Source organism: Nostoc sp. FACHB-133, from assembly GCF_014698055.1.
GTDB lineage: Bacteria > Cyanobacteriota > Cyanobacteriia > Cyanobacteriales > Nostocaceae > Nostoc.
This window is the reverse complement of the sequence record NZ_JACJSH010000024.1, coordinates 77,465-99,019: the sequence shown is the minus strand read 5'-3', so window position 1 is coordinate 99,019 and position 21,555 is coordinate 77,465. Positions and strand designations below refer to the sequence as shown.

18 protein-coding genes and 1 pseudogene are annotated in these 21,555 nt (G+C 40.8%); 7 read left to right on the top strand and 12 right to left on the bottom strand.

The window, feature by feature from the left end; genetic code table 11:
* Positions 1-63 precede the first annotated feature (63 nt).
* A complete protein-coding gene (locus H6G86_RS20345; protein ID WP_242064880.1) occupies positions 64-303 on the bottom strand; it encodes a glucosaminidase domain-containing protein in 240 nt (79 codons plus the stop codon).
* 90 nt (positions 304-393) lie between these two features.
* Positions 394-1,155: an N-acetylmuramoyl-L-alanine amidase gene (locus H6G86_RS20340; protein ID WP_190935817.1), complete on the bottom strand. Its 762-nt coding sequence runs from the start codon at positions 1,153-1,155 to the stop codon at positions 394-396.
* A 196-nt stretch (positions 1,156-1,351) separates the two neighbouring features.
* Between H6G86_RS20340 and H6G86_RS20335 the strand changes: the two genes are divergently transcribed.
* Positions 1,352-1,639 carry a helix-turn-helix domain-containing protein gene (locus H6G86_RS20335; protein ID WP_190935816.1) on the top strand — a complete coding sequence of 96 codons (288 nt, stop codon included), beginning with the start codon at positions 1,352-1,354 and terminating at the stop codon, positions 1,637-1,639.
* 70 nt (positions 1,640-1,709) lie between these two features.
* Here H6G86_RS20335 and H6G86_RS20330 read toward each other — a convergent pair whose 3' ends face one another.
* Positions 1,710-4,547: a bifunctional acetate--CoA ligase family protein/GNAT family N-acetyltransferase gene (locus H6G86_RS20330; protein ID WP_190935815.1), complete on the bottom strand. Its 2,838-nt coding sequence runs from the start codon at positions 4,545-4,547 to the stop codon at positions 1,710-1,712.
* A gap of 31 nt (positions 4,548-4,578) precedes the next feature.
* On the bottom strand, positions 4,579-5,034 hold the full coding sequence (locus H6G86_RS20325; protein ID WP_190935836.1) for a hydrogenase maturation protease: 456 nt from the start codon (positions 5,032-5,034) through the stop codon (positions 4,579-4,581).
* Between the two features lie 395 nt (positions 5,035-5,429).
* Between H6G86_RS20325 and H6G86_RS38780 the strand changes: the two genes are divergently transcribed.
* The 4 genes from H6G86_RS38780 (at position 5,430) to H6G86_RS20305 (ending at position 13,256) form a co-directional block, all read left to right on the top strand.
* Positions 5,430-7,157 carry a pyridoxal-dependent decarboxylase gene (locus tag H6G86_RS38780; protein ID WP_199338362.1) on the top strand — a complete coding sequence of 576 codons (1,728 nt, stop codon included), beginning with the start codon at positions 5,430-5,432 and terminating at the stop codon, positions 7,155-7,157.
* Positions 7,158-7,670: 513 nt separating this feature from the next.
* Positions 7,671-8,741, top strand: a complete 1,071-nt coding sequence (gene psbA, locus H6G86_RS20315) for a photosystem II reaction center subunit D1 (protein ID WP_190935813.1) — start codon at positions 7,671-7,673, stop codon at positions 8,739-8,741.
* A 604-nt stretch (positions 8,742-9,345) separates the two neighbouring features.
* Positions 9,346-10,098 carry a hypothetical protein gene (locus tag H6G86_RS20310; protein WP_190935812.1) on the top strand — a complete coding sequence of 251 codons (753 nt, stop codon included), beginning with the start codon at positions 9,346-9,348 and terminating at the stop codon, positions 10,096-10,098.
* 443 nt (positions 10,099-10,541) lie between these two features.
* Entirely contained in the window at positions 10,542-13,256 is a 2,715-nt protein-coding gene (locus H6G86_RS20305) for a tetratricopeptide repeat protein (protein WP_190935811.1), read from the top strand.
* A 171-nt stretch (positions 13,257-13,427) separates the two neighbouring features.
* On the opposite strand, the gene H6G86_RS20300 is transcribed toward H6G86_RS20305, so the two are convergent.
* From H6G86_RS20300 to H6G86_RS20275, 6 genes are all read right to left on the bottom strand, one after another.
* Positions 13,428-14,876 (bottom strand): Ni/Fe hydrogenase subunit alpha, encoded by a 1,449-nt coding sequence (locus tag H6G86_RS20300; protein WP_190935810.1) that lies wholly within the window; start codon positions 14,874-14,876, stop codon positions 13,428-13,430.
* A 116-nt stretch (positions 14,877-14,992) separates the two neighbouring features.
* Positions 14,993-15,631 carry a CP12 domain-containing protein gene (locus tag H6G86_RS20295; RefSeq protein WP_190935809.1) on the bottom strand — a complete coding sequence of 213 codons (639 nt, stop codon included), beginning with the start codon at positions 15,629-15,631 and terminating at the stop codon, positions 14,993-14,995.
* A gap of 71 nt (positions 15,632-15,702) precedes the next feature.
* On the bottom strand, positions 15,703-16,248 hold the full coding sequence (locus H6G86_RS20290; protein WP_190935808.1) for an NADH-quinone oxidoreductase subunit B family protein: 546 nt from the start codon (positions 16,246-16,248) through the stop codon (positions 15,703-15,705).
* A 32-nt stretch (positions 16,249-16,280) separates the two neighbouring features.
* Positions 16,281-16,805, bottom strand: coding sequence for a DUF3122 domain-containing protein (locus tag H6G86_RS20285; RefSeq protein ID WP_190935807.1), 525 nt, complete (start codon positions 16,803-16,805; stop codon positions 16,281-16,283).
* 36 nt (positions 16,806-16,841) lie between these two features.
* Positions 16,842-17,558 (bottom strand): bidirectional hydrogenase complex protein HoxU, encoded by a 717-nt coding sequence (gene hoxU, locus H6G86_RS20280; RefSeq protein ID WP_190935806.1) that lies wholly within the window; start codon positions 17,556-17,558, stop codon positions 16,842-16,844.
* A gap of 492 nt (positions 17,559-18,050) precedes the next feature.
* The gene (locus H6G86_RS20275; RefSeq protein WP_190935805.1) at positions 18,051-18,701 is read right to left on the bottom strand and encodes a DUF938 domain-containing protein; all 651 of its coding nucleotides are present in this window, start codon (positions 18,699-18,701) and stop codon (positions 18,051-18,053) included.
* A gap of 204 nt (positions 18,702-18,905) precedes the next feature.
* On the opposite strand from H6G86_RS20275, the pseudogene H6G86_RS40185 reads away from it, so the two are divergent.
* A pseudogene (locus tag H6G86_RS40185) lies at positions 18,906-19,962 on the top strand (J domain-containing protein).
* Between the two features lie 110 nt (positions 19,963-20,072).
* Here H6G86_RS40185 and H6G86_RS20265 read toward each other — a convergent pair.
* On the bottom strand, positions 20,073-20,237 hold the full coding sequence (locus tag H6G86_RS20265; RefSeq protein WP_206758442.1) for a hypothetical protein: 165 nt from the start codon (positions 20,235-20,237) through the stop codon (positions 20,073-20,075).
* Between the two features lie 266 nt (positions 20,238-20,503).
* Here H6G86_RS20265 and H6G86_RS20260 point away from each other — a divergent pair, with 266 nt between their 5' ends.
* On the top strand, positions 20,504-20,953 hold the full coding sequence (locus tag H6G86_RS20260; protein WP_190935804.1) for an Hsp20/alpha crystallin family protein: 450 nt from the start codon (positions 20,504-20,506) through the stop codon (positions 20,951-20,953).
* Between the two features lie 239 nt (positions 20,954-21,192).
* Here H6G86_RS20260 and H6G86_RS40010 read toward each other — a convergent pair whose 3' ends face one another.
* A complete protein-coding gene (locus tag H6G86_RS40010) occupies positions 21,193-21,513 on the bottom strand; it encodes a DUF3011 domain-containing protein (RefSeq protein ID WP_190935835.1) in 321 nt (106 codons plus the stop codon).
* Between the last annotated feature and the right edge of the window lie 42 nt (positions 21,514-21,555).

Genomic DNA, 21,555 nt, shown 5'->3' with positions numbered 1-21,555 from the left:
CAAGTCATCCCTCTCTGTTTTTAAATTCCACCTATATCTAAGTTTCAAGACTTTTCTGCACCACTAAGCAGCAAACCCTTTCATATCAGGAATTTGCCATTTTAATCCCGCAAAATTATTAGTATTGACAGCAAGATCGCTTTTACCTCTGGCAGACTCTAGTAACCATTGAGCGAGGGTAACTTCTTTTAAAATTTGCCGATTTATATCGGTAATTTTTGCAATTTCAATGCCAACTTGTGTAAATATTTTAACTAAAATTTTATTGGAATAATTGTTTACTAAATCATCTAGTAATGGCATGAATTTTTCCTTGCAAAAACTATTTATATAACCCCGATTTATTAAATAAATCGGGTTGTAGATGTTAACAAATGATTGAAATAGAATTAGTTAATCTTTTTCTATAACTTTGGCATGTCCAGCATAAACAAAATGCTCGTTTCGGTTTCCTTTACTTTGATCGGGCCACTTAACCGAATAATGATTTTCTTCAAAAATTACATCCAAAATTGGGTAATCTCCTGGCTCAATCTCAAAGATAGAATCTTTTGGTAAGTCTGATGCCTGTTCTGTAGAAGGCTTTAAGAAGGTTTTTGTTGTAATTTCCAAAACGTATTTTTTATCAGCTTTAGGTTCCTTTGGTTTTGGCTGACCTATTAATCCATCTTTAATTGCTTCCGCCATTTTTTCAACATCGAATAGATCCATATCTACTTGGGAATCACAAAAGCAGCACTCAATTAAAATAGCTGGCATTTGTGTATTCTTCAGGACAAAGAAACCTGTATTTTTCACCCCTCTGTTATAAAAACCAAGTTGAACAATTTCTTTGAGAACTGATTCCGCAATACCTTGTGATGCGTTACTAATGGCGTAAACTTCTGTGCCATGAGCTTTAGCGTTAAATTTATTAAAATGAATCGAAACATAGACATTAACGTTATTAGCATTCGCCTTATTAGTTCGTTGTTTCAGAGAATCGGTTACGCTGCTAGCGCTTGTAGGAGTGCAATCGATGGCGGTATGATTTGCTGCTCTGAGTTTTTGTATCAATTGTGTACCAACTGCTTTAGTTAAAGCATCTTCTTGTTTGATACCTGTTGCTCCTGTATCTGGAGGACAGTTGTGTCCCATATCAATACCAAATTTCATCTTGCTGATTTCCTTTTTATACTCTGAGAGGTAAGCATAATTTAATTACACTGTATTAATTATTAGCTTAAATATAAGCGCTCTGTCGGTGAGATAAAGTGAGTTTTTGCTGTAAATAAATGTGACATTTTACGTAAAAATATCATTTCAAGAAGATATTTCTTAAGTTCAACGTAGAAATAAAGCAGGCTCACCCATGACGGCACAAGAGGCGCTGAATCTAGTCGATACTCTTTTATGCTCTACCTTTGGGCAAAGACTCAATGATGTTCAATCTGTGGTTTTGTTGGAAAGTTGGCTGGGGCACACTTATGCGGAAATTGCGGAGCAGATAAGTTATGAACACGACTATATTAAACAAGTGGGTTCTCAGTTGTGGCGATCGCTTTCTCAGGTAATTGGTGAAGAAGTTTGTAAAAAAAATATCCAATCTGTTTTACGTCGCTACCAGCAGTCTCAAACGGGTGCAGAACAAACGCCGTGAATTTCTGTGGGTTCATCCTCAATTTGTCGATGAGTATTAATTTTATGTGAGTCTCCAACGGAGGCGCACGTTAATTTTCGGGGTGAAATGTTTTGATATCGATTTCGGTTTTCAGTACAGTTGGATCATCTGTGTGTTGAATACGAAAACCTAGTTTTTCACAAACTTTTTGCATACCATAATTGTCAACCAAAATATCAGCAGTGATAGTGCTGAGTTGCTCATCTCGACTAACTTGCAGTAACCTTTGTAGTAACTCGGTTCCTATACCTTGGCACTGAGAGCGATCGCACACCACAATAGCAAATTCTGCTTCATTCGTACCATGTATTTTACTTAACCGCCCGACTGCCAATATTTGCCGTGTCTGCGTTTCGGGGTTTTGATATTCTACAACTAGGGCTATTTCGCGATCGTAATCAATAAAGCAGATACGTGTTAGGCGTTCATGGGCTACTCTTGACTGGAGCTTAATTAAGTGAAAATAACGAAAATAAACACTTTGCTCTGAGAGTGTCTTATGAAATTGCACCATCAACGGTTCATCTTCTGGACGGATGGGACGGATGGTAACTGGAGTACCATCTTTCATCGTCCATTTGCTGACATATTGTGTAGGATAAGGTCGAATTGCTAACTTTGGTAGTTGGTCTTTTTTAACATCTGGTTCATGAAGGATAATCCGCGCGTCGAGGGCAATTAATTGTTCAGATGAAGCCAGCAACGGGTTAATATCGATTTCCTTAATCCAACGCTGTTCTACAACTAATTGACTAAATACCATCATTAATTGTTCAAGGGCAGCCAAATCAACACTTTTGTGTCCCCGGACTCCTTTCAGCGCTTTGTAAATCTGCGTTTGCTCCATCATCCGCCGCGCTAAAGTTGTATTCAGGGGTGGAAGTGCGATCGCGCGATCGTGAAAAACTTCGACTAGTTGTCCCCCTGTGCCAAAAAGCAACACCGGGCCAAACTGTGCATCCAGACTACTGCCAATAATTAGTTCATAACCAGCCATTTTCACCATAGGCTGCACAGTTACACCCAAAAATAATTCTGTAGAAACGCGATGAATCCCATCTCTTGTAGAAACGCGATTCATCGCGTCTGAATAATCAGGGTCGTGTTGCAATTTATCCTGTAAAGAGGATTTAATGTTGCGGTAAGCGTGTCGTACAGCTTCAGCATCTCTTAGATTTAACTGCACACCGCCAACATCAGTTTTATGAGTGATTATCTCGGAAAACAGCTTTAAAACAACTGGATAACCAATTTTTTCAGCACATTGAACTGCTTCATCCTCGCTTTTAGAAACGCAAGTTGCAACCACCGGAATACCATAAGCAGCTAAAATTTGCTTCGATTCAAACTCTGTAAGAATAGTTCGCTGTGTCTGACGTGCTGATTGGATAATTTTTTCCACACAGTTACGGTCTGGTATCCCTGATGAAGAATCAAGTGCAGGCATTACCGGAGTTTCGTAGATACCACGCAGGTTATAACTAGACTGCCACATATAACTAAATATTCGAGCAGCAGTATCAGGGTAAGGATATGTGGGAATATGGTTGCGATTGAGAATCATCTCACCTGCTGCAATATCTGCTCCCCCCATCCAACTAGCAAGGATGGGTTTACCAGCTATCTGTGCATAAGGTTTCAATTGCTCGGCTGTTTGGGTGGGGTCTGTCATAGCTTGAGGCGTGAGAATCACCAATAAGCCGTCACTATTTGGGTCTTTAGCAGCAATTTCCAACGCTTTGGTATATCGTTGTGGGTCAGCGTCGCCCAGGATATCAATCGGGTTGCCGTGACTCCAATGTGCTGGTAATAGTTGATTAAGGGATGCGCTAGTTTCTTCAGAAATTGGTGCAACTTCTCCACCAGCAGCAATCAAAGCATCAGTAGCAAGTACTCCAGGCCCACCTGCGTTAGTCAAAATTGTCAGGCGTGGCCCTTGGGGACGGGGTTGTTTTGCCAGCACCTCTGCTATATCGAACAGGTCAGAGATACTGTTGACGCGCAACACCCCACAACGCCGGAAAGCTGCATCCAGAACTTCATCACTTCCTGTCAGTGCGCCAGTATGGGAAGCTGCTGCTTTGGCTGCGGCTTCAGTCCGACCTGCTTTTATGACAATAATCGGTTTAGTTAAAGCAACTTCCCGCGCTGCTGACAAAAACGATCGCGCATTCCCAATTGATTCCATGTAAATGACAATACTTTTGGTGTGCGGGTCATCACCCAGGTAGTAAATCAAATCTCCCCAACCCAAATCCAGCATTGAGCCAAGAGAAACAAAGGCGCTAAAACCAACGTTTTCCCGAAAACTCCAATCAAGAATAGCCGTACAAAGCGCTCCACTTTGACTAATGAAGCCGACATTTCCAGGACGCGCCATTGTACTGGCAAAAGTTGCATTTAAACCTGTGCGTGGACTCATTACACCCAAGCAATTAGGGCCAATAATCCGTATTTTGCCACGATGCGCTTGCTCAAGTATTTGCTGTTCTAAAGCTACACCCTCAGCACCAGCTTCTTTAAAACCAGCACTAAGGATAATTGCACCTTTGACACCTGCATCGACGCACTCAGCAATAATACTTGGAACTGTTGTTGCGGGGGTGGCAATAACTGCTAAATCCACTTTTTCGGGTACATCAAAGATAGTCGGATATGCTTTGATTCCCAATATGCTGTGCCGCTTGGGATTGACAGGGAAAACAGTTCCACCAAAAGGATTGCTAATCAAGTTCCATAGTAGAGTGCGCCCAACACTACCAGCTTTTTCGCTAGCACCAATTACAGCCACACTTTTTGGGGCAAAAATAGCATCAAGAGGGTTAGCTTTTTCAGTTCGCAAAATATCATAGGCGCGTTCGACAGATGACTGGATAGGCTTTTGCATGAGTTGCTGTTACCTGTGGTGGAAATATATTTTAAAGAAGTAAGGTGAAATTTTCGTCTATAATCTGGGTAATTTTTTGTAAAGCGATCGCTACTCCAATTTCAGCAATTGGTGATAAGCTGTAGCCTAATTCAAAGTTTACGCCTGGTACTTTTATCCACCAAGCTGGTGGACAACGATTATAAAGGGCTTGAGTGAGAGCTAAGAGCGATCGCGGATCGGCTGTATGTCCAGCGATAATATTGAAAGATTCAGATGAAAGCGATTCTACCTGCACTTGAGAACTTTCAGACATTAAACAAGCATCGATAAAGATTGCCAAATCAGCATGGGCTAAAGCTTCAGCAAGTTCAGGGGTGAGTTGATGGACAGCCAGAGATTTCACGTTTGATAGATGCAACGCCTTAGCTACTCGTTGCCCAATGCCATCATCACTACGCAACTCATTACCGTAACCAATGGCGTAGGCGTAGCCCGTCGTAGACATCGCTTCCGGCGGAGCGTAGCCCATCGCATTAGAATTCATATTTTTAGCTGTCTAACACTATTTTAAAGTTAGATAAAAAACTTGAGAAACTTGTGAGGAGATAGAGAAACTTGGAAGTAATGCTCACAATTTCCTCAGATTGTTGACATATAACTAAAACTGTAAAGCAATATTACAAGCGATCGGTACTTTGTAGCAGACATTATGACTACAGGCGATCGCACATAGTCAAATTCTCTCCAGTCAAGACAAAAATTGTGATTTTTATCAACAACCAAGCATCTCTATAGTCTTGTGAATCTTTTGTTTGGAGGATGATGATGAGCATAAGTGATGGAAAGAACTCAAAAAATCCCCTGCTTTTTACGTTAGAAGTCGGATTATGGCCGCAAACGGTGTCTGATTCGGCTATTGTTGGTAATGCTGCGATCGTGTCACCTCCTACGAAAGATTCATGTTCTACATACCCCACAGTCCCTGGTATTAATTACAAAAACTTCGAGCTATCTTCAACAGGCTTGACCCCCGAACAACGAAAAACCGCTCTGGTTCAATTGCAAAACTATGAGTCGAGGCAGAGAAATTACTTCCTCGGCTATCAAGTCAACCAAAGCCTCAACTACGAAGAAGACTTAAAGCCGTACCTCAACTACCACATTAATAATGTCGGCGACCCTTTCCAAAGCGGAAACTATACTATCAACAGTAAGTTTATGGAGCGTGCGGTATTAGATTATTACGCCTCGCTGTGGAATGCTCGTTGGCCCCACGATTCCAATGATCCAGAGTCTTACTGGGGTTATGCTCTAACAATGGGTTGCACCGAAGGTAACTTATATGGTTTGTGGAACGGACGTGATTATTTAGCTGGTAAGTTCCTACTCAATGACCCTACCGTTGAAGAAGAAGCTAGACAAGCTAGTTTAGCAGGTCAGCCACGCTCAGTAGAGCGCCGCCTCATCTATCAGCAGACACCCGTTTTAGAAAATAACCCAAACGCTCACACTCCAGTTGCATTTTATTCAGAAGACACGCACTACTCAATTATCAAAGCCATGCGCGTGATGGCTATTCAAAATTTTTACGAGATTGGGACTGAAAAATATCCCCAGGAAAATCCACTAGCACCAGGTCAATCTTGGCCAAAAGAGGTACCATCTCAAGGCGGTAACGATGGCCCTGGCTCGATTGATATTGAAGCATTGTGCAAGCTTGTCGAGTTTTTTGCCGCCAAGGGATATCCGATTCTCGTGTGCTTTAACTACGGCACTACATTCAAAGGTGCTTATGATGACGTAGAAGCAGCAGGCAACGCTCTGCTTCCTATTTTAAAAAAATATGGTCTTGATGAGCGTAAGGTATATTACGATCCCGAAGATCCGACCAAGTATGATATTCGCAATGGTTACTGGTTCCATGTAGATGCTGCGCTTGGTGCTGCCTATATGCCATTCATCGAAATGGCGTATAACATGGGCAAAATCTCGCAGCGTGGGCCGAACTTTGACTTTCGTCTGCCCTTTGTCCACTCCATCGCTATGAGCGGACACAAGTGGATTGGCGCACCATTACCATGCGGGATTTATATGACCAAGACAAAATATCAGCTGCGTCCACCCGACGATCCAGAGTATATCGGTTCTCAGGATACTACATTTGCAGGCTCTCGTAACGGATTTTCAGCCATGCTTTTTTGGGATTACTTGGCAAAAAATTCTTACGACACCCAGGTTAACAAGGTGCTTTATACTGAGAATATAGCTACCTATGCATACTTGAAATTAAAGACGCTCGAAGAGAAACTGGGTGAGGATTTGTGGGTGAGACACACGCCACTATCACTTACTATCCGTTTCAAACGTGCCAATGATGATATTATCTTTAAATATTCTCTATCAAGCGAGACGTTATATGTGAAAGGTCAAAAGCGTGAGTACTCGCATATTTTCATCATGGCGCACGTTACCACTACCCTCATTGATGAACTGATTCAAGACCTCAGCCAAGCTGGTGCTTTTGGGAAGCAGGAAGAAGAAAAGCCAGAACTAGAAACTGATATTTACGTGACTCACAAGCCAAAAAAACTGATCCACGTTCCACATATTGGTCGTGGCTTTAAATAATTAATACTGTTAGGAACTACCCCTAGCTCAACGAAATTAGCCAGGGGTTTTTACATCCCCTGACTTAAGCTGAAGTGAATTCGACGGCTCACATAGTATCTGTCTACTTAGCTGAATCAAAAGACCTCTCCCTGGTTTTACTACGCAAAACCTTCCCTCTCGGAGTCCGAGAGGGACACACTTGAACTTTAGTTTAAGACAGGGAGAGGTTCATTGAAAGCTCACGTTAGCCTGAGATTTTTGACGCAACATCCCCCAGTTCCCTGATACTTCCTGCTTTTTTGCGGGTATGTGAATCTGAGTCCTGACAAAATTTAAGTTGTAATAAACACTGTATTTCCTCACAAGTTCCTCAAATTCTTTTTCTACCTTCAAGATAAAGATGCCTAACTATTGCATTAAATTAGCTTGAAAACTTGTGAGCCAAAAAAGATAGTTCAAGCGAAATAAATAGGCATCTGCCAAAAGTAGTAAAAAAAATTTGAACTTGGAGTTACTTAGGAGATATACACCATGAGTACCATTGTTCAACCTCAAAGAGAATTTAATTTTTTTGATTTCTGGGATAGTTTTTGTCGCTGGATTACTAGTACAGAAAATCGGATTTACATCGGCTGGTTTGGTGTGTTGGCGATTCCCACCTTGTTGGCTGCCACCACCTGTTTTATTTTGGCTTTTATTGCCGCTCCCGGCGTAGATATGGATGGCATTCGTGAGCCTGTCATGGGTTCACTGATGGATGGTAATAACTTAATTACAGCCGCAGTTGTACCAACCTCTGCTGCCATTGGTTTGCACTTTTATCCGATCTGGGACGCGGCATCAATGGATGAATGGCTCTACAATGGTGGACCATATCAATTAATTGTGCTGCATTTTCTTATTGGTATTTGGTGCTATCTAGGGCGATTTTGGGAACTGAGCTATCGTTTGGGAATGCGCCCCTGGATGGCAATTGCCTATTCTGCACCCGTCATCGCTGCTACTTCCGTTTTGCTGGTTTATCCTATTGGTCAAGGTAGTTTTTCTGATGGTTTACCTTTGGGAATCACTGGAACTTTCCACTTTATGTTGGCTTTCCAAGGTGATCACAATATCCTTATGCACCCGTTTCACATGTTGGGTGTAGCAGGTATATTCAGTGGCGCACTATTTAGTTCTTTACATGGTTCTTTGGTGACTTCAACACTCATTCGGAAGACCGATGAAAATGAATCAATTAATGCCGGATATAAGTTTGGTCAACAGAAAGTCACCTACAAGTACTTAGCAGGACACTCTAGTTTTTTGGGACGGTTGTTGATTCCTATCTTTGCTAGTAAAAATCATCGTGCTTTCCATTTATTATTAGCAGCATTCCCAACGATAGGTATTTGGTTCGCAGCGATGGGTGTATGTTCGATGGCATTTAATATCAATGGCTTGAACTTTAATCATTCCATCTTAGATAGTCGGGGTGAAGTAATTAGAACCAACGCTGATATGCTAAACCGTGCCAATCTTGGTATAAGTGCAATGCACGCCCCTAATGTCCATAATTTCCCTTTGATTCTGTCTAGCGGTCAGCCTATTCCAGTTAGTTAAAGATTGCGTCTATCTATTTTATAATTGTTTTCAACCTGCCTGTGATTCTGGTATTAGTCAATATTGCAGGCAGGTTTTTCTCAAAGTATCAATTTTACGTTGGTTGCTTCATTGAGCGTTGCATAACTTTATACTTCTAATGATTTTGATATAAAAAAACTAGAGATAATTCAAATTGAAGGTCATGCGATTTATGTTGAGAGAATATAGTACTGTATTTGCATCGAATTCACTGCAAGTCTTATATAGACAATGCCCAACCACGACTCGCTAAATACAGAGATATTACGGGGATACTCAAACAACATTAGACATTTCCAAAAACTATCAAATCTTTCCGCATAAAAGATGCGCGATAAGACTACCTGATTTTTATTGCTTTTTATCGCTGAATCAGAGTCATGTTTTAATACTGAGTAATTAAAATATCAAAACTTTTCTTGGTGTAAGACGTGAGCGCCTCACGGGGGAAAGTCAAAAGTATTAATCCTCCCTCATAACAAAAGAAAGAAGCAAATTTTGATTCGCTCTCTGAAAATCCTGCTCTATAAAAGTTATAAAGTTTGCATCTTAAAATTATATCTGTAAGTATGCGAGAGGCATTATGTTTTTCCAAGATTTTTTAAAAAGATTAAAACAGCATAAATCGAGAATTTTGACTTTTACAGTAATCCTTCTGATAATCGCTGTTTTAGGTAGATTATCATGGTTGCTTATCGTCACCAACAAACCTTTCTCAATCACATCGAAAAATATCAAAGAATGGCGTAATACAGGATTGGATCTCCTGGAATTGTTTGCCATTATAATAGTACTTTGCCTCCCAATTTTAATTATTTATCAGCGAACTCGAAAAGGAGAAGGATGGGATATTATTTTTGAGATCCCATTTAAAGATATAAAGTATGACACTAACGCAATTTCTGCTTCCCTTAAGAAAGAAATAATGCGAATTAAAAGTGTTCATAATTCATGGCGCGATGAACATCTGCAAAAGGGAAAAGAGACTGATACCATTGTAGTCAATCAACCTTATCCGAAAAAAAAAGATGATTCTATATCTAAAAAACCTATTTTATCTATAGACCCTAGTTTAGAAAGTTACTGGAAAAAACAAGAACTTTGGACTCTAAGACCAACTCAAACAAGCTCCGACTCGGAATTTGCTAAAACCGTTGTCAATATCGGGGGAACAACAATCCCACTTGGCTCATTGTTATTAACGCTTTTTCGTCGAGATCCAGAGTACGTAGTCCGTGGAACCCTGTATCAGTTTGGAAATACAGTGCGTCTGATAGCTTTGATGGAGAGTCAAAAACAATCCAGCAATCTTGGGAAGCTAACCGCGAGATTGTAACTGAAGGAAAAGATGACAAGATTCGCGATCAACTTATAGAGAAGGAGATTCCTCAATTAATTTCGGAGCTTGCATTTAAGCTTTGTCAAGAGAATCAAAACATCATAGGGTCAGTTATCGCAAATACATGGCAGGGTTATCAGTATTTAATCAACGCTTTAGATAATTACCGGAAGTATTATAACACCAAAAGACAAGAAGACATTGAACATGCCCGAATCAATTGTATTGAAGCGGTAAAATCTGAAATATTTGACCTAAGAAACAGGGGTTATCAACTTTTATTTAATTTACTTTATAGTCTAGCCACTGACTTCTACCTTGACATACAAGACTTCGCTAAAGCTGAGGAATTATTAGAGCAAGCCATTAAGCTATCCGATAGTGTAATTACCTCAGATTCTCCTGATGATAAAAAAATACTCGCTGATTTATGGACTGGTTTGGGCACAGCACGGCTCAATCAGGGTGATCAGGGCAACCAGGATAAGTATCAGAATAAGTATATAGGAGCTGAACGGGCTTATCGTCGAGCAATTAAATATTCTGGTGATATTTTGAATTATGTTAATCTCAGTATGGTTCTCATAAGATTGAATTGGCTTGATGAAGCTATAGACACTGTAAATAAGGCTTTAGAGTTGAACTTAATCAAAAAGGCTGTAGAGCAAAAATCAGTTCCTGCTACTTTTTTGGGGCGGTGGTACTTTAGTTTAGGCATTGACTTCTATCATAATGCAATAACCGCCTACTTAAATGAAATCTCAAAGCAACCAGATGATGTGGATTTGAAGCATGATCTACATCATGAACTGGCTAATGTATATGCGGAACTATTCTGGCTAAATGGAAAACTTGAGGATTTTGATAGTGCGTTTTCGGAATATCAACGTGCAATTAACATAGCTCCAAAGAATGCTGACACCTATAACGATATGGGGTCTTTATACGTCTCTCAAGGTTCTCTAGAACAGGCAATCGAGATGTACCATCATTCAATTAAACTTGACCCTGCTTTTGCATATCCACACTACAATATTGGATTGATTTATATGATTCAGGGACATCAGGCTAAGGCAATTCCTGAGTTTACCCGCGCCATTCAACTTGAGCCAGAGTTGATATTTGCCTATCTTAATCTCGGGGATATTTATACTAGCCAAAGACGCAATGATGAGGCGATCGCTATCTATCAGAAAGCTATCCAGCAAGAACCTCAAAATCCCATGCCTCATAATTCCCTGGGTTACGTCTACCTTAATATGGGACGCGAAGATGAGGCTATTGTAGAATTTCAGCGAGCTATTGAGCTTGATCCCCAAAATGCTAATCACTACGTTGGCTTGGGGGACGTATACCGTAGTTTGAAAAATTATTACTTGGCGATCAATTCCTATCATCAAGCCATCCAGCTAGAGCCTCAAAATTCAGTGCCTCATAATTCCCTGGGTTACGTCTATCTTGAGATGGGACGCAATAATGAGGCGATCGCAGAATTTCAGCGGGCTATTGAGCTTGAACCTCAAAATTCTACACCTCATAATTCCCTTGGTTCGGTCTATCTGGAAATGGGACGCAATAATGAGGCGATTGCAGAATTTCAGCGGGCTATTGAGCTTGATCCCCAAAATGTTACTCATTACCTTGGCTTAGGAAATGTATACCGTAGCTTGAGAAATTACGACTTGGCAATCACTACCTATCATCAAGCCATTCAGCTAGATCCTCAAAATCCTATGCCTCACGATTTCCTCGCTTCGGTCTATCTGGAAATGGGACGCAATAATGAGGCGATTGCAGAATTTCAGCGGGCTATTGAGCTTGATCCCCAAAATGTTACTCATTACCTTGGTTTAGGGGATGTATACCGTAGCTTGAAAAATTACGACTTGGTGATCGCTACCTATCATCAAGCCATCCAGCTAGAGCCTCAAAATCCTATGCCTCATAATTCCCTTGGTTACGTCTATCTGGAAATGGGACGCAATAATGAGGCGATCGCAGAATTTCAACGAGCTATTGAGCTTGAACCCCAAAATGCTACTCATTACCTTGGGTTAGGAGATGTATACCGTAGCTTGAGAAATTACGAATTGGTGATCGCTAAATATCAGGATACCATTCAGCTAGAGCCTCAAAATCCTATGCCTCACGATTTCCTGGGTTCCATCTACCTGGAAATGGGACGCAATAATGAGGCGATTGCAGAATTTCAGCGGGCTATAAAGCTTGAACCCCAAAATGCTAATCACTACCTTGGGTTGGGAGACGTATACCGTAGTTTGAAAAATTATTACTTGGCGATCGCTACCTATCATCAAGCAATCCAGCAAGATCCTCAAAATCCTATGCCTCATAATTCCCTGGGTTACGTCTACCTTGAGATGGGACGCAAGAATGAGGCGATCGCAGAATTTCAGCGAGCTATTGAGCTTGATCCTCAAAATCCTAATTACTCGGTTGAATTAGGTAACGCACACCGTCGTCTGAAAAATCATTACTTAGCTATCAATACCTATCATCAAGCCATTGAAAAATTTCAGCAGGCTATAGAGCGTGAACCCCAAAATGCTACTTATTACCTTGGGTTAGGAAAAGTATACCTTCGTCTGGAAAATTATGAATTGGCGATCAATAAATATCAGGATGCCATCACAGTAGATCCTAAAAATCCTATGCCGTATGATTCTCTAGGTTTCGTCTACCTTAATATGGGACGTGAAGATGAGGCTATTGCAGAATACCAACGCGCGATTGCACTAGACCCCAACGACTACTATGCACATGAATGGTTAGCGAGCTTGTATTATCGCCAGGATCGCATCAATGATGCCATGCTTGAACTTCAGCGTGCGATCGCACTTAATCCCAATGATCGTTGGCCACAAGCATTTCTTGCTGCTTGCTATCGAAAACTTGGGTTTGAAAATGAATCTAAGCAACAGCTTAAAATAGCGCGGGAAATGAAAATGCAACCTTATGAAGACGAGTATAACCAAGCTTGCTTCGAGGCTCTTTGTGGGAATGTGGATACAGCACTAAAGTTACTCAAAGAGGCACTAGAGCAAAAGCAGCGGTCTTTAGAATTCACCCGTCGCGATCCTAACTTTGATTTGATCCGAGAAGACCCGCGCTTCAAAGCATTAGTAGAGAAATAGTAAAAACTCAAACATACTGGAGTGACAATGCTCAACTACTTAAATCTGAACCATACGTGCGACTTGGATGCCTAATCTTTATTCTTTAAACTAGGGTCGAAACCCCGTACCTTGTCTGCCTATTTCTTACCCAGTCCTCAGTCCCCTTCATACTGCCTAAATCGGAAATTATTAATCCCGCCACGCTTCATTTACAACACTCCCATCAAAACCAATTAATTGAATATGTAAAGGCATTTGTCCTGCCGCATGAGTTGAACAACTCAAACAAGGGTCAAAAGCTCGAATTCCCGCCTCAACTCGGTTTAACATACCTTCAGGAATTTCTGAGCCGTGAATAAAATGTCGGGCAATTTGCGCGACTGTACGATTCATTGCTAGATTGTTCTGACCTGTGGCAATTACTAAATTTACTTTCTGAAGTAACCCATTTTCATCAACTTGATAATGGTGAAATAATGTACCGCGTGGTGCTTCACTTACACCTACTCCTTCTAATTGGTTGATGCCAGCATCAGCACGCAATTTTTTAGACATTAAATCTGGGTCATTTGTTATAATTTCTATGCGTTCAATGCAAGCCAGAATTTCAATTAACCGGGCGTAATGATAGAAAAATGATGAAGTGACAGTGCCTTTACCTCTGTCTCTAAATTCTCTCAATTCTGCATCAGCTAAAGGTGTACCAATATGACTGCAAACATTCAGACGTGCTAGCGGCCCTACCCGATAAACACCACTATCTAAACGACAATGGTCGCTCTGGTCAGGATAACCTAAAGGACGATAGTAAGGAGACTTTAAATAGGAATCTGGTTGAACCGCTTCACAAATAAATTCTTGATAATGAGTCGGATCGAGTTTATCGGCAATAATATTTCCCGCGCTGTCTACAAAACGAATATGTCCGTCGTAGTTTTCCCACAAACCATCAGGAGTGACTAAACCCATAAATAAACTAGGAAAATTCCCGAAGGTTTGCACTTCTCTTTGATAATCATTGAGTAAGTCTTTAAATTTACCCAGTGCATCTAATATTGTGGTGCGTGCTTCCGGGATGCGGTTTTGAATATGGGTGCGTCCTTCTATCGATAAGGGTTCGCGGACACCACCAGGAACCGCCCATGATGGGTGTATCTTTCGCCCTCCCAATTGTTCAATAATTTCTTGTCCAAATTGACGTAAGCGAATTCCGCCACGCGCCAGTTCTGGTTCGGCTGCAATTAACCCAAATACATTGCGTTTTTCGGGGTCGCTATCCATTCCTAATAATAAATCTGGGGCGCTGAGGTGGAAGAAACTCAGGGCGTGGGATTGGATAATTTGTCCCAAATTCATCAAACGGCGCAGTTTTTCCGCAGCTTTAGGAATTGTAACTGCAAGGATGCGATCGCCTGCCTTTGCTGATGCTAACAAATGGCTTACCGGACAAATGCCACAAATTCGTGCCGTAATTCCTGGCATTTCCCAAAGCGGGCGACCCTCGCAGAACTTTTCAAAACCACGAAATTCTGTGACATGAAAGCGAGCATCGCTCACTTGTCCTGTATCATCCAGATAAATACTGATTTTGGCGTGTCCTTCAATTCGGGTAACTGGGTCGATGATTACTTTTTTCATAACTCTCTCAGGTCAACCACTAGTAGTTCGCTTTCGTGACTTGGCGGGGTAAAGGGTAAGGGGGAAAGGGTTTAAATCCCTTACCCTTTCCCCTTTCCCCTTTCCCCAGTCCTCACTTAGCATTTTTGGGTTGGCAGACTACTAGACCAGTTGTCATAAATTCCTTTAGCTTCTGGATATTCATCACAGTATTCTTCAAAGGCTGTTTTCACGACTTTCTCGGCCCTTTGATGTGCGATCTCGGCTTGTAATTCCTCGATCGCATCCCAAGCAACAGCACATTCTTCTGAATGGATACCTTGGCGATCGCAAATGACACGAGCTTTTTGAATTTCGTCCTGAAGTTGTTGTTCTAGCAGGAAAGTATGGGGTTGCTCAAGAAAGCTACTATTAGCTAGAATGTCAACCAGGGAAATGATACCCAGTAGTTCGCCCTGAATAACGGGCGCTCTCTGCAAATTATGGTCAGCAAATAAGCGCGCTATGTATTCTAAGGCAAGTTCAGGATTGACAACGATACAAGGCTTGGTCATCACTTCATGAACACGCACACTAAAGGGATCTTTACCATAAGCAATCACTTTATATACAATATCCTTTTCAGTAATCATGCCGTAGGCATCGTGTTCATGGCGGCGATCTACAACCAGCGCTTTCCAGTCCCTTGCTCTCAAGAGTCTAACTGCTTCAGCCACTGTTGCTGAACTGTGAATCGTAGCAACATCTCTAGTCATAATGTCAGATGCTTTCAACATAATTGCTTCTAAAATTATTTTGTGATTGCCTCACTTTCAACTTAGATAAAGAATCTGAGTAACTTGTGAAGTTAACCAAACTTGATAAATTCACGTCCTTCTAACTGTGGTTTTTCTCCCCTTAAGAGTGCCTCTAACACTGCTTTAATCTGAGTTGCTGAGGGTGGACAACCTGGTAAATAAATATCAACTGGGACTACTGTATGCACTGGTATCACCCGATCTAGTAAGGTTGGTACAATGCCAGGCTCATGGGGAATGGTGCCGTGAATATCTGCTGCTTCGATATAACAACGTTGAAGAACAGGTTCGGCACTACCTAAAGGATTGCGTAAAGCAGTAACATTACCAGTAACAGCACAATCACCAAAAGAGACAAGAATGTGCGATCGCTCTCTTACTATCTGAATCATTTGCAGGTGATCTTCATTTGCAATTGCACCCTCAACTAACACCACATCTACCCCTGGGGGATATTCTTTAGCATCAGCAAAGGGACTATAAACTAAATCTACTTGTGCTGCTAAATCAATCAGCCATTCATCCAAATCGAGAAAAGACATGTGACAGCCAGAACAGCCGCCGAGCCAAACCGTTGCTAATTTTAAACGAGTCATTTTATTTTTTAAATTAATTTTGACCTTAGCACTCAGGACTTTAGTGCAATTTCTTGCCATTCCTGCACGACATATTTTGGGATTGAAAGATTGACGAAGTGTTGTTTACCTACAGGTATACCAATCAACAATTCTTGAGTTGATAATTTAGGCAAAACATCCTTGAAGTCATACTGAGCGATGGTTGGTGCTGGTGCTTCATCTAGGAATATATCGGGAGCAGTTAATACTTTGCCTGTATCTGTAGTAATCTTTAGAGGTAAGGGATGGGGCAATTCCTGAGAACCAGGAAATCCCACCAATCGGAGATTTATTGAAGATATTTTATTGCTATTAGGATTAACTCGCTTAAACAAAATAACTTGCCAATAATTTCCTAATTCATCATTTAATTTTTCTTGTGAGCGATAAAGGATTTCTTCTGGCGTATCTTCTAATTGCATAACAGCAGCAATTACCTGTTGAGATGTGAAGGTTGCTAAACCCAGGTATATATATATTGTTAATATTGCCAACAATAGGAGCCACCAAAAAATTTTTAAGATGCGGCGTAACATTAGGTTTACCTCGTTGTGCTAATTTATGAACAGTAGCTAAACAAGCCATTGCTGCTTTTCTCTTGCTGTAAGTAGGAAATCAAGCTTGGCGCGATCGTGTTTCATTTCCCCGACGCTCGAACCTTTGTCAAAAAGCGCACCTGTGGGACAAGCGTTAACGCATTTGCCGCAAGAAGTACAAGTATCTGAGGTTCCCCAAGGCTGATTTAAATCAGTGATGACATGAGAATTTGTCCCTCTACCGGCCATATCCCAAGTGTGCGCTCCTTCGATTTCATCACAAACACGGATGCAACGAGTGCAAAGAACACAACGGTTATGGTCAACGCCAAAGCGAGCGTGAGAAATATCGACTTTGCGATCGGGGAAATGATAATCTAACCTCACATGATCCATACCCATCTCAATTGCCAAGTCTTGCAATTCGCAATTATTGTTAGCTACGCAGACCGAGCAAATGTGATTACCTTCAGCAAATAGCATTTCTATAATGGTGCGACGATATTTTTGCAGGCGATCGCTATTTGTTTGGACTTCCATACCCTCAGCAACTTTTGTTACACAAGCAGGTTGGAGTTTATTACTCCCAGCAATTTCTACTAAACAAAGTCGACAAGCACCAACATCTTCAACTCCTTGCAAGTGGCACAAAGTAGGAATGTGAATCCCTGCATCTTGCACCGCTTGGAGAATAGTTTCCTCTTCACGGGCGCTAATAAGTTTGTCGTTGACTGTTAAAGTTTTGACTGACATTGCCTCTAGCCTCAATCAGAATGAGCCTTTCGCTTCTGAAATGCCCTGAGTCTTGAATTGTAGACAAATAGTTTGAGGAACTTGTGAATAGCTTGGATAGTTTTCTCATCAATTGCTTTCCAAGCTATAGGAATCCGCTTTCAATACTTTTCGGATAAACCCAACAATCTCTCTTTTGGTCTGGGCAAAGCTTAAAGGGTAAAGGGGAAAGGTAAATTTAAACCCTTTCCCTTTTCCCTTTCCCCCTTAACCGAAAAGTATTGAATCCGCTTTGATTTTTGTATCCCTCACGGGAGCGTAGCCGTACTTACTTGCGTGGGAAGGAAAGAGGCAAGAGGGCTTTTTGAGTTGTACGGAGTTTTTTCATGCAATCAAATATGAGTCTATATGTAGCCTTGAGGTAGCAAAGCAGAAAGTAGCCAGAAAATTTACATATCTGCAATTATTTTGAATTGAATTAAATTATGTCCACTAAGAAATTATTTCCAGGAATTATTCATTAGCGGCACGTTCAAACACTACTGAAAGATTATTGGCTGGCATTTGGTAAATTTGTTTCAAAATGAAATGTTCTGCCCTAGCTGCTGCCACTACATCATCCAAGTTCCGCACACCCCATTCTTGGTTTTGGGTGTGTAAATATTCGTCAAATGCTGCATTACTCGCCGCTGTATGTTCTCCACCTTGTTTGAAGGGCCCATATAAATAGAGGATACCTCCTGCTTTTAGGATACGGCCTGCCCCTGCCATTAGTCCCAAACAAGCTGACCACGGTGAAATGTGAATCATATTAATGTTGACGATGGCGACAATTGGCTCCCTATCAAGCCACTGAGTTACTTCCCCTTTCTCCACTGCCCAAACTGGCTCTCTAACATCTAGCTCAAGCGGTGGATAAACGTTATCACAGGCATTGTGTTCAGTCCATGCACTAATGCTGGCTCGTAACTCTAAATTTGCATCTGTTGGTAGCCACAGGCGAGGACTTAGCCTGGATGCAAAAAAGACTGCGTGTTCACCAGTACCACTTGCTATTTCTAAAATAGTGCCACTTTTGGGTAATACCTGCAAAAGTATTTCTAGAATTGGTTCTCGGTTGCGCTCAGTTGCTGGTGCGTATTGTCGTGCGTCTTGTGGTGTCATTCTTATCGTGATATTTTATAATTTTTCTCGCATAGTGCGCTTCCCGATAGTAACAATATAGATGATGTGGCCTATGTCCATTACAGTAATTCTTGACAAAAAAAGTATCCATAGTTCATGTATTATCACTAGATATGTTCTTTTCGCATTGACGAAACAACTTTGGCAATTACATTTTAAACCTTAAACTTACAAACGTGTTTCATGGCTCGCAAAAAATCACTTCCATTACAATCAACTGAAGTAACTCCATTAGCCCTCTCTCAATTACATATCCGCTTGGAGTTTTTAGAAGCAGAACATAAATCGCTACTTAAACAGATTAAAAGAAAGCGAACGGAATTGAACAATTTTGTCGAGCAAATGCGAACTTTTGCCACAGAAATATTTCATCAAGCTAGTCCCCACTTTCAAAAAATGGCTGAGTTAGACCGAGATATTCATGCTCTATTTGATGAAATTTTTACCACTAGAAAGTTTGGGAAGCAAACCATCAAAAATATAGAGGCAGTTTACCTTGAACTCCAGTTGACAGGGATTATTAGTCCAAACGCGAATCGCGAATCGCAAACAATTCAATACAGAGTTAAACGAACTATTTAATAATTTCGAATCCGAATCAGATTTCTCAGAGGAAGGGACTGAAGGTAGTCATCAATATTGGCAAGCACAACAGTCTGTAGAATCTCCCTCTGTAGCTAGAACAGAGGATAAGAGAAAAATTCGGGAAACATTTCTCAGATTAGCTGAAATCTTTCACCCTGATAAGACAAGAGACAGCGAGACACAGATATATCATACAGAAATCATGAAATCAATTAATAAAGCTTACCAAGAAGGAGATTTGGCAAGACTTTTAGAAATTGAGCGAATTCAGCAGGTGGGAGAAGTTATTGATCTTAATAACGAGGATGATTTAACTCGCAAATGTCGAACTATAAAACAGCAAAGTCAAATTCTCCTCACTCAATATGAAAATTTGAAACTGGAACTACGTTTAGTAAAAAATACTCCAGAAGGAGCTATGGTAATTGATTTTCGTAAAGCTGCCAAAAAAGGCATTGACTCTATGTCTTTGATGCTAAAAACAATAGAATCTCAAATGAATGTTATTTCTAAAATCCGCGATTTTGTCAAGGACTTTAGAGAGCAGAAGATCACTATCAAAGAATTTCTCGGTGGCCCACCAACTCCACACTCCTTAGACGAAGAAATTATGGAAGATATTCTTGAGCAGATGTTGTCAGAATTAATGAGATAGTACAGTTTAACTTAACTGACTCCGAAACTTATGAACACTAATAGTTAATAAAACAACGGCAAAACCAAGCAATGCTAGAACATTCAACCACAGCACATCTAAACCAACCCCTAACCGATACGTCGCCGTAAGTCACGACTACGCAGATTTCCTTTTTCACCACCAAGGGAAATTTCACCACCACTAGCTGCTAGTAATCCACAAGAATTTAAATTGAACTTAGTTTTAAAGTGGCGCAGTCCGTTCAATAAAGAAAAGTGGGAGCGCTGGGACAACCGTTTGGGTAGAAGAAAGTAAAGCTTAGTGTTAAAGCAAATCCCCTTTAACAGCTATTATTCGGTTTACCGAACCGAGAAAGGCGAGTAACCCGTAATATCTTTTTTGCCGCCTAATATGGTGCGGGAATCATCCATTCTTTGGTGATAATAACCGAATTTACAAGCTTGTTATTTCTCAATATTATGGAAATCAAAGCAAGGATTTAAATCCAAAGTTGGTTTAGCCAAAAACTACTTAGTACTGATACAAGGGATAAATTAATATGTTATTTCGTTACAACTCTGCACAAGATTTGAACACTTTAGAAAGTTACATCAACGGTCTATTAGGAGACACTAGAGTCCCATCTACACAGTTTGAAAAAGGCTCTGTCAAAGTTCCGGCTGCTGAACTACAAGAAACTGATGATGCAATTTATCTGAAGCTAGAACTGCCAGGACTGGAAGCTAAAGACCTAGATATTCAAGTTACAGAAGACGCTGTTCACATTAGCGGTGAACGCAAGTCTGAAACCAAAACCCAAAACAATGGCACTACCAAGAGTGAATTCTACTATGGTAAATTCCAACGTGTAATTCCTCTATCTGCTCGGATTCAAAATACTAATGTCACCGCAGATTATAAAAACGGTATTTTGAATTTGACACTACCCAAGTCCGAGCGAGAAAAGAACAAAGTTGTCAAGGTTAATCTAGAGCAAACTTCTGTTTAATTGATGTTGACAAAACTACTTTATCCCCAATAATTGATTGAGATAGCTAAAAGCCCAGTTAAAAGATGACTGGGCTTTTTTATGGAGAAAAAGTCTGGATTTGATTTTTGTTCGCGCAGTGTAGCGTAGCCATATTTACTTGCGTGGGAAGGCAATAGTAAAGAAGGCTTTTTGAATTGTACGGAGCTTTTTCACGCAATCAAATATGAGTACTATATGTTGATGAAATACCTAGTTGACTATCTGTTATATCTGTCATATCTGTCGTTTCTGTCATATCTGCCGTTTCTACGACCGCCAACTGAAAACTCAGCTCGACAACCATTTTTCACCCAAATACGATTTCTTCCATAGCCCCAATTTCCTCTACAACTGGCGTTAGACAATTGCCTAATAAGCCTCACTCTGCCTCTTGTATTTATCGAACAAGTATTCCTTCGATTATTCTGGCTTGAACAAGTTATTATTTCCTGAGCTGAAGCTGGAGCAGCAACACTCAAAAGTGTACCTGTAGTAAGACTGGCAACCAGAAAGGTGATAGCAATTATGGGAAGGCGCATAATCATATAAAATGTTAGATTTCTTTCAGATTTCAGAGAGAA

Excerpts from the sequence above, each read along its gene's own strand:
- H6G86_RS20285 (WP_190935807.1), bottom strand. The coding sequence starts at position 16,805 with ATGTTACGCCGCATCTTAAAAATTTTTTGGTGGCTCCTATTGTTGGCA.
- H6G86_RS20290 (WP_190935808.1), bottom strand. The coding sequence starts at position 16,248 with ATGACTCGTTTAAAATTAGCAACGGTTTGGCTCGGCGGCTGTTCTGGC.
- H6G86_RS20260 (WP_190935804.1), top strand. The coding sequence starts at position 20,504 with ATGTTATTTCGTTACAACTCTGCACAAGATTTGAACACTTTAGAAAGT.
- hoxU (WP_190935806.1), bottom strand. The coding sequence starts at position 17,558 with ATGTCAGTCAAAACTTTAACAGTCAACGACAAACTTATTAGCGCCCGT.
- H6G86_RS20335 (WP_190935816.1), top strand. The coding sequence starts at position 1,352 with ATGACGGCACAAGAGGCGCTGAATCTAGTCGATACTCTTTTATGCTCT.
- H6G86_RS20345 (WP_242064880.1), bottom strand. The coding sequence starts at position 303 with ATGCCATTACTAGATGATTTAGTAAACAATTATTCCAATAAAATTTTA.
- H6G86_RS20310 (WP_190935812.1), top strand. The coding sequence starts at position 9,346 with ATGTTTTTCCAAGATTTTTTAAAAAGATTAAAACAGCATAAATCGAGA.
- psbA (WP_190935813.1), top strand. The coding sequence starts at position 7,671 with ATGAGTACCATTGTTCAACCTCAAAGAGAATTTAATTTTTTTGATTTC.
- H6G86_RS20325 (WP_190935836.1), bottom strand. The coding sequence starts at position 5,034 with ATGTCTACGACGGGCTACGCCTACGCCATTGGTTACGGTAATGAGTTG.
- H6G86_RS20340 (WP_190935817.1), bottom strand. The coding sequence starts at position 1,155 with ATGAAATTTGGTATTGATATGGGACACAACTGTCCTCCAGATACAGGA.
- H6G86_RS20300 (WP_190935810.1), bottom strand. The coding sequence starts at position 14,876 with ATGAAAAAAGTAATCATCGACCCAGTTACCCGAATTGAAGGACACGCC.
- H6G86_RS20330 (WP_190935815.1), bottom strand. The coding sequence starts at position 4,547 with ATGCAAAAGCCTATCCAGTCATCTGTCGAACGCGCCTATGATATTTTG.
- H6G86_RS40010 (WP_190935835.1), bottom strand. The coding sequence starts at position 21,513 with ATGCGCCTTCCCATAATTGCTATCACCTTTCTGGTTGCCAGTCTTACT.
- H6G86_RS20295 (WP_190935809.1), bottom strand. The coding sequence starts at position 15,631 with ATGTTGAAAGCATCTGACATTATGACTAGAGATGTTGCTACGATTCAC.
- H6G86_RS20275 (WP_190935805.1), bottom strand. The coding sequence starts at position 18,701 with ATGACACCACAAGACGCACGACAATACGCACCAGCAACTGAGCGCAAC.